Source organism: Paraburkholderia sp. RL17-380-BIE-A (genome assembly GCF_046028085.1).
Taxonomy (GTDB): domain Bacteria; phylum Pseudomonadota; class Gammaproteobacteria; order Burkholderiales; family Burkholderiaceae; genus Paraburkholderia.
Genome location: NZ_JARESQ010000017.1, coordinates 38,721 through 51,766, shown reverse-complemented (window position 1 = coordinate 51,766; position 13,046 = coordinate 38,721). Strand labels below are relative to the sequence as shown.

The 13,046-nt window shown below is 63.1% G+C and carries 10 protein-coding genes; 9 read left to right on the top strand and 1 reads right to left on the bottom strand.

All coding sequences use genetic code 11. The annotated features are described in order from the left end of the window. Nucleotides 1-32 precede the first annotated feature (32 nt). The 7 genes from P0D68_RS26060 (at nt 33) to P0D68_RS26030 (ending at nt 9,735) form a co-directional block, all read left to right on the top strand. A complete protein-coding gene (locus P0D68_RS26060) occupies nt 33-1,418 on the top strand; it encodes an undecaprenyl-phosphate glucose phosphotransferase (protein WP_408300969.1) in 1,386 nt (461 codons plus the stop codon). Between the two features lie 66 nt (nt 1,419-1,484). Beyond that, on the top strand, nt 1,485-2,624 hold the full coding sequence (locus P0D68_RS26055) for a polysaccharide biosynthesis/export family protein (protein WP_408185936.1): 1,140 nt from the start codon (nt 1,485-1,487) through the stop codon (nt 2,622-2,624). A gap of 49 nt (nt 2,625-2,673) precedes the next feature. Then, complete coding sequence (locus P0D68_RS26050; RefSeq protein ID WP_091796602.1) at nt 2,674-4,908, top strand: polysaccharide biosynthesis tyrosine autokinase; 2,235 nt, start codon at nt 2,674-2,676, stop codon at nt 4,906-4,908. A 97-nt stretch (nt 4,909-5,005) separates the two neighbouring features. Further along, entirely contained in the window at nt 5,006-6,124 is a 1,119-nt protein-coding gene (gmd, locus tag P0D68_RS26045) for a GDP-mannose 4,6-dehydratase (protein ID WP_091796601.1), read from the top strand. A 6-nt stretch (nt 6,125-6,130) separates the two neighbouring features. Next, complete coding sequence (locus tag P0D68_RS26040; RefSeq protein WP_408300966.1) at nt 6,131-7,090, top strand: GDP-L-fucose synthase family protein; 960 nt, start codon at nt 6,131-6,133, stop codon at nt 7,088-7,090. A 109-nt stretch (nt 7,091-7,199) separates the two neighbouring features. After that, complete coding sequence (locus tag P0D68_RS26035) at nt 7,200-8,342, top strand: glycosyltransferase family 4 protein (protein ID WP_091796599.1); 1,143 nt, start codon at nt 7,200-7,202, stop codon at nt 8,340-8,342. Between the two features lie 58 nt (nt 8,343-8,400). Beyond that, nucleotides 8,401-9,735, top strand: coding sequence for a glycosyltransferase WbuB (locus P0D68_RS26030; protein ID WP_408300964.1), 1,335 nt, complete (start codon nt 8,401-8,403; stop codon nt 9,733-9,735). A gap of 31 nt (nt 9,736-9,766) precedes the next feature. On the opposite strand, the gene P0D68_RS26025 is transcribed toward P0D68_RS26030, so the two are convergent. Then, on the bottom strand, nt 9,767-10,258 hold the full coding sequence (locus P0D68_RS26025; RefSeq protein WP_408300962.1) for a hypothetical protein: 492 nt from the start codon (nt 10,256-10,258) through the stop codon (nt 9,767-9,769). A 185-nt stretch (nt 10,259-10,443) separates the two neighbouring features. On the opposite strand from P0D68_RS26025, the gene P0D68_RS26020 reads away from it, so the two are divergent. Together P0D68_RS26020 and P0D68_RS26015 are read left to right on the top strand one after the other, a co-directional pair. After that, entirely contained in the window at nt 10,444-11,064 is a 621-nt protein-coding gene (locus tag P0D68_RS26020; RefSeq protein ID WP_408300960.1) for a DapH/DapD/GlmU-related protein, read from the top strand. A gap of 221 nt (nt 11,065-11,285) precedes the next feature. Then, nucleotides 11,286-13,025, top strand: coding sequence for an FAD-dependent oxidoreductase (locus P0D68_RS26015; protein WP_091796595.1), 1,740 nt, complete (start codon nt 11,286-11,288; stop codon nt 13,023-13,025). The last annotated feature ends 21 nt before the right edge of the window (nt 13,026-13,046 follow it).

The following is a 13,046-nucleotide window of genomic DNA, read 5'->3' as shown; positions in this document are numbered from 1 at the left end:
CAGACAAGAACGGCAAGAACGAGGTGACCAAAATGCGCAAGTTTCAGGATTTGCTCGCGCGAGTTTTTGATGTTGCATTGGTGTTGGCGGGTGCGGCGGTGGCGTCGCAGATCCGTTTTGATTACCTCGCTCAATCCGGGTTCTATTGGGCGCTCGTGATGTTTTCCGCCGCCTTCGCGCTGGCCATCTTTCCGGCGTTCGGCGTCTACGAATCATGGCGCGGCCGCTCCAAGCTGGCGCTGGCCGGCCAGGTCTCGCTCGCATGGCTGATGGTGCAGGGCAGCGCACTCGTGCTGATGTATTCGCTGCATCGTATCGACTTCGTGTCGCGTCTGTGGTTCTCGTACTGGACGGCAGTGACCGGTGGCCTGCTAATCGCGTACCGGCTGATGACGCATGCCGTGCTGGCGCGCGCACGCAGCGCCGGCCTGAATCTGCATCAGGTCGCCATTGTCGGCAGCGGCTCGCAGTGCGACGCCATCATTCGCCGGATCGGCGCCGCGCCGACCACCGGTTTTCGCGCCACGGCGGTATTCAACGCGCGCCCGGATGTTTCTCCGGTCACGAGTCCAGGCGTGCCGGTGTTTGACACGGTCGATGCGCTGGCCGGCTATATGCGCACCAACGACGTACACGAACTGTGGCTCATGCTCTCGCTCAGCGAGGAGCCGCTGATCTGCTCGCTGGTCAGTGAATTCCGCGACGATCTGGTGAACATCCGCTTCATGCCGGACGTGCGCAGCCTCGCGCTCTTCGAGGGCAGCGGCGTGATCGATCTGCTCGGCGTGCCGGCGATCAACCTGGTGGCTTCGCCGCTGTCGGCGAGTTCCATGCTGAAGAAAGAGATCTTCGACCGCCTGTTCGCGTTGACGGCGCTGATCGCCCTCGCACCCGTCATGTTCGCGATTGCGATCGCGGTGAAGCTGTCCTCGCGCGGTCCGATCCTGTTCAAACAGAAACGCAAAGGCGCGGACGGCCAGGTATTCACGATCTACAAATTCCGCTCGATGCGTCTGCATACCGAGCAAAAAGGCACCGTCAGCCAGGCCACGCGCAACGATCCGCGCGTCACCAAAGTGGGCGCGTTCCTGCGCCGCACGAGCCTCGACGAACTGCCGCAATTCTTCAACGTGTTGCTTGGCGACATGTCGGTCGTTGGACCGCGTCCCCATGCACTCGAGCACGACGACCTCTATCAGAAAGTGGTCGCGGGCTATATCAATCGCTACCGGATTAAACCGGGGATCACGGGGTGGGCACAGATCAACGGCTTTCGTGGCGAGACCGACCGCATCGAGAAGATGGAACGTCGGGTGGAACATGACTTGTATTACCTGGGACATTGGTCGTTCGCACTCGACATGCGGATTATCGGCGCGACGATAGTCGCCGGACTGGTGCATCGAAACGCTTACTAAGTGGTTAACAAAACGCCAGACGCTACCTCTCTCGAGGAACACGCCGTGGCGCACGGAGGAAACATCATGAGCTCGCTTGGTTTACGCACGGGAAGTCTCCTGGTTTTCGCTACTGCAGCACTGCTTTCCGGATGCGGGATCGCACCGGGCCAGCGGATGATCACGCCTGCCGCAATTCAGGACACGGGTGGTGATTTCAGTACCGAAGCGAACACGCAGCAACAGATCCCAATCACCGACATCAACCTCACGATGCTGCGCAAGATGAGCCAGGCGCAGAGCACCGCGCCGCTCTCGCCGCAAATGGTCGCACTGTTCGGCAAGCCGACCGTTTATAAGGTCGGCCCCGGCGACGTGCTGCAGATTGTCGTGTGGGATCACCCGGAACTCGCTGCCGCGCTCGGCCAGCCGGCACAGAACCCGAAGGCGACGGATGCCGCACCTGGCTTCCTGATCGACGAAAACGGCGATGTGCAGTTTCCGTATGCAGGCACCGTGCACGTGGCCGGCAAAGACGTCGCCTCGATCCAGAAGGACCTGTCGCGCCGTCTGAGCAAGGTGTATCAGAAGCCGGAAGTGACGGTGCGCGTGGCCTCGTTCCGCGCGGCGCAGGTCTATGTCGACGGTGAAGTGCGCACGCCGGGCGCCCAATCGGTCAACGACATTCCGATGTCGCTCACGACCGCGATCAGCTTGAGCGGCGGTCTTAGCGCGAATGCGGATCGCAGCCGCGTGGTGTTGCTCCGCAACGGCGTGCCGTATCAGCTCAACCTGGACGATCTGATCAAGCGTGGCCGCAATCCGTCGGATATCTATCTGCAACCGGGCGACGTGCTGCGTGTGGCTTCGCGTGAAGACAGCGGCGTCTACGTGATGGGCGAGGTCAACAAGCCGGCGACCATCCTGCCGATGCGCAACGGTTCGTTGACGCTTTCGCAGGCGATTTCCGACAGCGGCAGCTTCGACTCAAACACGGCCGCGGCCCGGCAACTGTTCGTGATCCGCAATTCGACCAGCGACAAGCCCGAGGTGTACCACCTCGATGCGACCTCGCCGGTGTCGATGGTGCTAGCCAACCAGTTCGAGCTGCAGCCGAAGGACGTGGTGTACGTCGGTCAAGGCGGTCTGGTCCGCTTCAACCGTGTGTTGAACCTGCTGCTGCCGGCGATCAATGCGGCTGTAACGGGTGTGGTCCTCGCGAAATAACAACCGTGCAACGTGATCTTGAACCGCCGGGCTTTGTTGGGTGAAGAAAATGGCAATCAACTTCGAAAACCGCTACACCGACGTGTCCGGACCGGACGAGCTTCATCTGTCGGACTATCTGCGTACGATCGTGCGAGGTTGGCGCACGATCGTGATGGTGACGCTGATCGCGCTCGCGCTGGGGTGCGCGTACGCTTTCCTCGCGCCGCCGACTTACCGCGCGGATGTCCTGTTCCACGTCGAGGACAAGACGGCCAATGCCAACGCGAACGGCAAGGATTCCTTGCCGCCGCTTACCGGCATGTTCGACACCAAGCCTTCGACGGCGGCTGAGATCGAGTTGCTGAAGTCGCGTCTCGTCACGGAAGAAACCGTCAAGAAACTGCACCTGGATATCACGGCTGGGCCGCGTTATTTCCCGATCATCGGCGGAATGATTGCGGGGTTGGTGAACGGGCAATGGGGCTTCAAGTTGCCGCAGTTCATCAACCTGTCCGGCTATGCCTGGGGTGACGAGAGCATTTCGGTGTCGCAGTTCGACACGTCGAAGGAAATGTACGACACGACCTTCACGCTGGTTTCCGGCGCCGACGGTTCTTATGTGCTGCGCGACAAGAACGGTATCGCGATTCTGTCGGGCAAAGTGGGCGAGACCGTGGAAACGGATACCGCCGACGGCCCGATCACACTGCGCGTCGACAAGCTGGTCGGCCCCGCCGGCTCGCGTTTCGAACTGCAGCGCGCCTCGACGCTGAGCACGGTGGACCGCCTGCAAAAGGCGCTCGTGGTGCAGGAAACCACGTTGCAGTCCGGCGTGATCCGCGCGAGCCTGGAAGGCGGCGACAGCGGCTTGACCGCGGCGATCGTCAACAGCATGGCGCGCGAATTCGTGCGTCAGGATGTGGAGAGCCGTTCGACCGAAGCCGAGCACATGCTCGCCTTCCTCGATCAGCAACTGCCGGGCTTGCGCAAGGAACTCGACGACGCCGAGCAACGCTACAACAAGTTCCGCAATACGCACGGCACGGTCGACCTGGGTGAAGAAAGCCGCCTGTTGCTGCAACAGATCGTCGATAACAAGACCAAGCTGATGGATCTGCAGCAGCAACGCGCGGAGATGTCGCAACGCTTCACGGCGAATCACCCGGCGGTGGCCGCGCTCGACGCGCAGATCGCCGCGTTGCAAGGCGCCGCGGCGAACATGAACCGCAGCGTGGCGGTGATGCCGGATACGGAGCAGACCGCTTTGCGTCTGCTGCGTGACGTGCACGTCGACACGGAGCTGTACACCAATCTGCTGAACAGCGCGCAGCAACTGCGCGTCGCGAAGGCGGGCCAGGTGGGCAACGTGCGCGTGGTCGACTTCGCCGAAGCACCTGACGAACCCGTGCGTCCGAAGCGCGTGATCGCGATCCTGATCGCGCTCGGCGGCGGCCTCGTGCTCGGCATTCTGCTGACCTTCTTCAAGCGCGCCATGTACGGCGGCGTGGAGCGGCCGGACGAACTCGAAGGCATGCTCGGCGTGCCGGTGTTCGCGGTGGTGCCGCGCAGCCAGACCCAGTTGAAGCTGCAGGAGAACGTCATGCTGCGCCGTCGCGGGCTGCATGTGCTCGCGCAGCAGGCGCCGGAAGACATCGCCGTGGAAGGCGTGCGCAATCTGCGCACCTCGCTGCAACTCTCGCTCGATCACGCCGAGAACAACGTGGTGATGATCACCGGCTCGCGGCCCGATTCCGGCAAGTCGTTCCTCTCGGTGAACCTGGCGGCGCTGGTGGCCTCGGCGAACAAGCGCGTGCTGATCATCGACGGCGATATGCGGCGCGGCGACGTGCACTCGCATTTCGGTGTCGCGCACCAGCCGGGTCTGTCCGACGTGCTGAGCGGCGGCGACCTGAGCGCGATGATCCAGCGCGACGTGCTGCCGGGTCTCGACGTGCTCGCCAAGGGCACGCTGCCCTCGCATCCTGCCGAACTGCTGATGAGCAAGCGCTTCGAAACGATGCTCGAAGAACTGAAGTCGCACTACGACCTCGTGATCGTGGATACGCCACCGGTTCTCGCGGTGACCGACTCGACGTTGATCGGCAAGTACGCGGGCACGACGCTGCTGGTGGTGCGCCACGGCCGTCACCCGCTCAACGAGGTCATGGAGACGGCCAAGCGGCTGCGCAACGGCGGCGTGCCGCTCAAAGGCGTGCTGCTGACCGACGTGCCGCAGGAAGGGGCGTTCCTCGGCTCGGGTTATCAGGGCGGTTATTACGGGTACGACAGCATCGCCGGTTGAGACGGCGGCCGACGGCCGGCGGTTCGACGAAGTTCACGAGGCTAATGGCACCGGGCTATGGCACTGGGATTGCACAGGTTAACGAGGAGAATGCTCCATGAAACGTAAGGTCGCGCTGATCACCGGCATCACAGGACAGGACGGATCGTATCTGGCGGAGTTGTTGCTCGCCAAGGATTACGACGTACACGGCATCAAACGCAGGTCATCCCTGTTCAATACAGACCGGATCGATCACCTGTACCGCGATCCCCACGATCCGGACCAGCGACTCTTTCTCCACCACGCGGATTTGACCGACTCGACCAGCCTTCTGCGCGTGATTCAGCGTGTCGAGCCCGACGAGATCTACAACCTCGCCGCGCAGAGCCACGTTGCGGTGTCGTTCGAGGAGCCGGAATACACCGCTAACGCGGACGGCCTTGGTGCGCTGCGGATTCTCGAAGCGATCCGGATTCTCGGGCTGCAAGAAAAGACGCGCTTCTACCAGGCTTCCACTTCGGAGCTGTACGGCCTCGTGCAGCAGGTGCCGCAGTCGGAGACCACACCGTTCTATCCGCGCAGCCCGTATGCGGTGGCCAAGCTGTTCGCGTACTGGACCACGGTCAATTATCGCGAGGCTTACGGCCTCTATGCCTGTAACGGGATTCTGTTCAATCACGAATCGCCGGTGCGCGGCGAGACGTTCGTCACGCGCAAGATTACGCGCGCCGTCGCGCGTATCGCGGTGGGCATGCAGAAGACGCTGTATCTCGGCAATCTGTCGGCACTGCGCGACTGGGGTCATGCCCGCGATTACGTCGAGATGCAATGGCGCATGCTCCAGCAGGAGCGGCCGGAGGACTACGTCATCGCCACGGGCGTGCAGTACAGCGTGCGTCAGTTCGTGCAGCACGCGGCCGCCGAGCTTGGCGTCACCGTGCGCTTCGAAGGCACCGGCGTGGATGAAATCGGCATCGTCGAGAAAGTGGAAGGGCGCGAGATCAAGATGTCGCCGGGCGACGTGATCGTGCGCGTCGATCCGCGCTACTTCCGGCCCGCCGAAGTCGAGACGCTGCTCGGCGATCCGTCGAAGGCGCATGCGAAGCTCGGCTGGCAGCCGACCACGTCGTTCGCCTCGCTCGTCAAGGAAATGGTGCGCGCGGACTATCAGATTGCACGACGTGACGCGCTCGTCACGCTGGCCGGATTCACGGCGCTGGAACATCACGAGTAACTTGCGATGAACAAACAAGCACGCATTTTCGTCGCGGGCCACCGTGGCATGGTCGGCTCCGCGCTGGTCAGGCGTCTTGCCGCCGAGGGGTATCCGAATGTGATCACCCGCTCGCGGCAGCAGCTCGACCTCACGGATCAGGCGGCCGTGAATCGCTTCTTCGAAAGCGAACAGATCGACGTGGTGCTGCTCGCGGCCGCGCGCGTGGGCGGCATTCTCGCGAACGCGACGCGCCCGGGTGAGTTCATCTATGAAAACCTGGTGATCGAAACCAACGTGATTCACGCGGCGTACCGGGCCAAGGTCGAGCGGCTGGTGTTCTTCGGTTCGTCGTGCATCTATCCGAAGCAGTGTCCGCAGCCTATCCGCGAGGAGTATCTCCTGACTTCGCCGCTCGAACCGACCAACGACGCCTATGCGATCGCGAAGATCGCCGGCGTCAAGTTGTGCGAAGCCTACAACCGTGAGTACAACACCCAGTACGTGGCGTTGATGCCGACCAATCTGTACGGCCCGAACGACAACTACGATCTGAATAGCAGCCACGTGTTGCCGGCGCTTCTGCGCAAGGCTCATGAAGCGAAGGTGAACGGCGACGCCACGCTGTCGGTGTGGGGTTCGGGCACGCCGCGCCGCGAATTCCTGCACGTCGACGATCTGGCCGCGGCCACGTTGTTCGTGCTCGAGCACAACGTGACGGAAGGCCTGTTCAATGTCGGCGTGGGTGAAGACCTGTCGATTCGCGAGCTGGCCGAATGCATCTGCAAGGTGGCGGGCTTCGACGGTGAACTCGTGTTCGACGCCTCGAAACCCGACGGCACGCCGCGCAAGCTGCTCGACGTCTCGCGCCTCGCGCAAATGGGCTGGCGCGCAACGATCGGTCTGGAGGACGGGATCGCATCCACGTACCGGGACTTCGTTGAATCCCATGCCGGTTCGACACCCGCTGCCGCCGTCGAGGTATAGCCGCACGGGTTGCCGCTTCAGCGCGGCTTTGAAATGACTAGCTGGGGACGCTGTGCGAGCGCGGAACGCGCCATGCACGCAGGACGAATCTTCGAGGAGTGGCATAAAAATGACAGCGTCAGTCACGATCTTTCACAACGTCGTGTGGTCGCGCCACAAGGGTGTCGTGTTTTCCGCGTTGCATAACATTTCGGCTTCAGGCGCGATTCGCTATTCAATGGTGCAGATCGCCGATACGGAGCATGACCGCGTCGGGTTTTCCGACGTCGATTATTCGTTTCACCGCTATCCGATGCAGAAGCTGTTCGACGGCTGCTACGAAGACGTGCCGACCATGAAGCTGATCGCGCGCCTCACGTGGGAAGTCTTGCGCACCAAGTCGGACCTGATCGTGCTGCCGGGCTATCACCGCCCGGAATATTGGGCCATGCTCGCGGCCTGCATCGTGACCGGCAAACGGCGCGCGGTGTTCTGCGATTCGACCGCGCGCGACCGGCCCAAGAAGCTGCTGACGTCGATTCCCAAGCGCGTGTTTTTCTCGCTGTGCGACGGCTATTTCGGGTTTGGCGAGCGCAGCCGCGAGTATCTGCTTTCCCTCGGTGCGAAGCGCGAGAAGATTTTCGTGCCGTGTCAGGCGGCGGCGTTGCCGGGTTCGTTTTCGCCGGAGCGTGCGCTGGTCGAGCGGGTTGCCGCTCGCGCGGGCAATCAGCCGGTGTTTCTGTTCGTGGGGCGTCTGTCCGAAGAGAAAGGCATCGGCACGCTGATCGAGGCGCTCGCCGGATTGCGGCGGCGTGTTCCGGCGGCGAAGCTGCGCATTGTCGGCACGGGCCCAATGCGTGAAGCCTTGCATGCGAAGGTGGCCGAGCTCGAACTCGGCGACGCGGTGACATTCGTCGGCAGTCTGCAGGACGAGCCGCTTACGCAGGAGTATTACGGCGCGACCTGCATGGTGCTGCCGAGCTACAGCGAACCGTGGGGACTGGTGGTCAACGAAGCGCTCGCGCATGGTTGCCCGGCGGTGGTCAGCGAGAGTTGTGGCTGCGTGCCGGAACTGGTGATCGACGGGGTGAGCGGCTACGCGTTTACCGCGGGCGATGTCGCCGGGCTGCAGCGCACCATGCTCAAGGCAATGGAAGCGTTCGCCGATGCGGGCGGCACCGCGCGCCGGTGCATGGATGTGATTCGCCGTTTCGACCCGCCTTCCGCGGCTGCCAATATCGCCCGGGGCTGTGCGTTGATGTTGAGCGACTGAGTCGCTAACGCCCAGCCACGTCGCGCGCACGACGCCCTCACTCGCACTGGCAGTCACGATGAAGATACTGATCTACGGCATCAACTATGCGCCTGAACTGACGGGGGTGGGTAAGTACACGGCGGAAATGGCCGTGCTGCTGGCCAACCGCGGACATGAAGTGCAGGTGGTGTGCGCGCCGCCGTACTATCCGGAGTGGCGTGTCGGAGAGGGCTACGCGTCGTGGCGGTATCAGCACGAGACGCGCGACGGCGTGGCCATCTGGCGCGCGCCGCTGTGGGTGCCGTCGCGGCCGAGCGGCCTGAAGCGCATGCTGCATCTGGCGACATTCGCGGCGACCTCGTTGCCGCTGCTCGCACGGCACGTGCTCTGGCGTCCCCATGCGGTGATGCTGATCGCTCCGACCTTGATGTGCGCGCCGGGCTCGCTCATGCTCGCGCGTCTCACGCGCGCAAGCGCGTGGCTGCATATTCAGGACTACGAGGTCGATGCGGCTTTCGATCTGGGCCTGCTGAAAAGCCCACGCGCGGCTCGCACGGCACGCTGGATCGAAAGCGCGTTGCTTCGGCGCTTCGATGCGGTGTCGTCGATCACGCGGCAGATGAGCGCCCGCGCGACGGCTAAGGGCGTCGACGCATCGAAGGTGGTGTGCCTGCCAAACTGGGTCGACGTGTCGAGCATCTTCCCGCTTGGGCGGCCGAGCGAATTCCGGCGTCTCCTCGGAATTCCTGCCGAACAGAAAGTGATTCTGTACTCCGGCAACATGGGCGCGAAGCAGGGCATCGAAACGCTCGCCGATGCGGCGGTCGCGCTCGCCGCGCGCAAGGACCTCACCTTCGTGTTCTGCGGCAGCGGCGCCGCCAAAGAGAATCTGCTGGAACGCTGCTCGGGATTGACGAATTGCGTGTTCCTGCCGCTACAACCGGTCGAACGCCTGAACGAACTGCTCAATCTTGCCGATATACACGTGCTTCCGCAACGCGGCGACGCGGCGGATCTCGTCATGCCCTCCAAGCTCACCGGGATGTTCGCAAGCGGGCGCGCGACCATTGCGATGGCGCGCCGTGGCACGGCGCTCTACGAAGCCGTGGCGCCACGCGGCGTGGTCGTGCCGCCAGACGACGTGAAGGCGCTGGCCGCGGCGATCACGGTGCTCGCCAGCGACGCGGAACGACGCACTGCGCTCGGCAAAGCCGCGCGCAATTATGCGGAGCGCGCGCTCTCGCCGGAGTCGACGATTCGCACCTTCGAAGAACGGCTCGCGGTGCTGTTGCGTAAGTCGGGAGGAAAACAATCGAAAGGCGCGGCATCCCCAGTCGGCCCGCGCGCTTCAGGTGGATCCGGCCGGCGGCGGCACAAGCCGGCGACGGCGGAGGAAGCCGCGCCGGATTGATCCGGACCGCGGCCTCATCATGAAGCTGATTTCACCACGGAGAACGGTAGACGCCGCGTTTGCCCGACGTGTAGGGATCGGCATAGGTGGTTTTCGCGGTGCCGTCCGCCGCCAGCGCGTTGGCAGCCGGATTCGGACGACCCGGCTGGCCCGCTACACGCACCTGGCCGTTGGCCGCGGCGGGCGCCTTGCGCTGGCCCTTGCCGACCGCCGGTTGCGCACCCTGCCCCCCACCCAGCACGGTCATGCGTTGCGTATCGAGCAACGCGGCGCGCTGGGCGTCGTCGGTATTGCCTTGCATGTTGTCCGTGCCGTAGGGATTCGGCGAGCCGAGCAACGCCTTCTCGCTGTCGCGGTGCGCGGCGCGCCGGTTGGCGGGAAGCTGAGCATTGACACCGTAGGCGTTGACCGCGGTCGCGGCGGGAGCGGGTTCGGGTGCGGCCTTCTGCGCGAAAGCCGGCATCGCGCACGATCCGATCGCGAGAAGCATCCAGGTAGCGGTATGTCGAAGCGAGGTGTTCATCTTGTTCCCCAAGGAGATGCGGTCGGGATAAAGCTATCGTGCGCCAACCAGTACGCGTGTAGCCGCCAAAACGCTTGCCGGCACGGCCACAGTGAAAAGTCCCGCAAGGCGCCGCAACATAATGTAAAGAATTTGCCTGGCATGCCTGCGTATGTTTACCACTGTTCGTGGTTCGGAGAAAGCTGATGGGTAACATTGCCGACGATCCCCATATCGGCCGCATGCCGCGGGCCGATGCTGTGCGCGAAGACGGTCGCGTCATCGAGCTGGCGCAGGCCGGCAAAGGAAACTATCAGGCGCGGCGTGGCGCGCTGATCGAACTGATCTGGTTCGTGCTCGAAGCCTGTGTGATCAACAACAAACTGCTGCCGTTTTCCGGTGCGCGCGTCGCCTTGCTGCGGCTGTTCGGCGCGAAGATCGGTACAGGTTGCCGGTTCGTGCATCCGGTGCGCGTGAAGGCGCCGTGGAATCTCGAGGTGGGCGACAACTGCTGGTTCGGTGTCGATGTCTGGATCTACAACCAGACGCTGATTCGCATCGGCTCGAACGTGTGCATCTCTCAAGGCACGTTCCTCACCGCCGGCTCTCACGACATGAGCACCACGATGGATCTGCACGTAGCGCCGATCATCATCGAGGACGGTGTCTGGATCACGTCGAAATGCGTGGTGCAAATGGGCGTGACGATTGGCCGTTCGGCGGTCGTGACGCCTTTGTCGGTCGTGCATCGGTCGCTGGACGCCGAGGGCGTGTACGGTGGAAATCCGTGCCGCTTCATCAGGAAACGGTTCGACTCCGTGACCTGACCCACAGACATAGAACCACAGCGTTCGTACGCTGAGGAGGCCGAGGTCGCAGTGCCGGAATGTGGGCTGCCGCAAGGGGATTGTCGCGCGATAGGGTGAGCGGCACCCGAGGCGGCACGCCTGCAGAGCCCGGTTGCGACGTTTGCGTAGCATGGTTGCCGGCCGTGGCCGGCGAACCGTGACGCGCTCAAGAAATGCGTGAAGAAGATCGGGAGTAGGGGATGTTCATCGATACGCGTACTGTTGAACAAAACACGGTTGTTGAAACGACGGTCTGCATCATCGGTGCAGGCGTTGCCGGAATTACGCTTGCGCTCGAAATGTCCAGGGCGGGTATCGACGCCTGCGTGCTCGAAAGCGGTGGCTTCGGGCCTGACGACGCAACCCGCGACCTGTATCGCGGCGAGAACGTCGGGCTTCCCTACACGTTCGCGGACGGCTCGCGTAGCCGGTACTTTGGCGGCAGCAGCAACTGCTGGGGTGGCTGGTGCCGCCCGCTCGACCCCTGGGACTTCGAAAAGCGCGACTGGATTGCGCACAGCGGCTGGCCGTTCGGTCTCGACGAACTCGCGCCCTACTATGCGCGCACGCATGAGTTGCTGAAGCTCGGTCCGCAGAATTTCGACCCCGCTTACTGGGAGCGCGAGATCGGGCGCCAGGATGTGCGCCGTCTGCCGCTCGCCACCGGCGATATGCGTGACACCGTCGCGCAGTTCAGCCCGCCGGTGCGCTTTGGCAAGACGTATCGCGAGGAACTGTCGCACTCCACGAGGGTGCGCGTGTTCCTCCACGCAAACGTGCTCAATATCGACGCCGACGCACAAGGCACGACGATTTCGAGGGTGAAAGTGGGCACGATCAGCGGCCGCCGAATTTCGGTGACCGCGAGGATTTTCGTGCTGGCTACAGGTGGCATCGAAAACGCGCGCCTGCTGCTCGCGTCAAACAATGTGCAGGCCGCCGGCCTCGGCAATGCCAACGATCTGGTCGGCCGCTACTTCATGGACCATCCGCGCATGATGTCGGGCAAAGTGCGCTTTCGTCCGGGCGTCGCGCGCAACAAGCTATACGACATCAAGTATCACTATCAGAATGCGGCGGTGTCGGCGCACGGTACGAAGATCTCGTCCCAGTTCGCGCCAAAGCAGGAGTGGATGGAACGCGAGAAACTGCTGAATTCGCGTGTCTGGCTCTACTCGAAATGGTACGGCGAAGGCAGTGCGGGCTCCGAGGCGCTGATCCGTTTCAAGGAAGCGTTGATGGGCAAGGACCAGCCGGGTCGCAGCCTGAAGCGCGACATCGAGACGATGATTTCGCACCCGCTGCATACCGTCGGCTTCGGTTTGACGCGGCTGTTGCAATGGCCCGCGCTGATCACGGACGTCACGCTGCAGGCGATCGTCGAAGCGGTGCCCGATCCGGATAGCCGCGTGACGTTGTCGACCGATAAGCGCGACCATTTCGGCATGCCGCGCGTGCGCGTGGAGTGGCGCCTCGGCGAACAGGTGCAGCGCACTTTCGATAAGACGTTCCAGTTGCTCGCGCAGGAATTGCAGATGGCAAACGTCGCGGACGTCACGCTCGACGAGCCGCTCGAAGGCCGGACGTGGCCGGTGAAACTCGAAGGCACGTGGCACCACATGGGCACCACGCGCATGCACGATTCGCCGCGCGAGGGCGTGGTCGATCGCGATTGCAAGGTGCATGGCATGAGCAATCTGTACATTGGCGGCAGCTCGGTGTTTCCGACCGTCGGCGCCAATTTTCCGACCATCACGATTGCCGCGCTGTCGCTGCGCCTCGCCGGTCATCTGAAGCGGCAACTCGATTTGCCGGATCTCGTCGGCACGAGCCGCGTCGACGCCGCGAACAGCGCCAGCATGTCGCTTCAGTCGCAGTCTCAGGTCGATACGTTGCCGATCGCGGCATCGACCTTGACGCCCTTGATGAAGGAGCAGTGAACGCGCAATGAAGACGAGGGA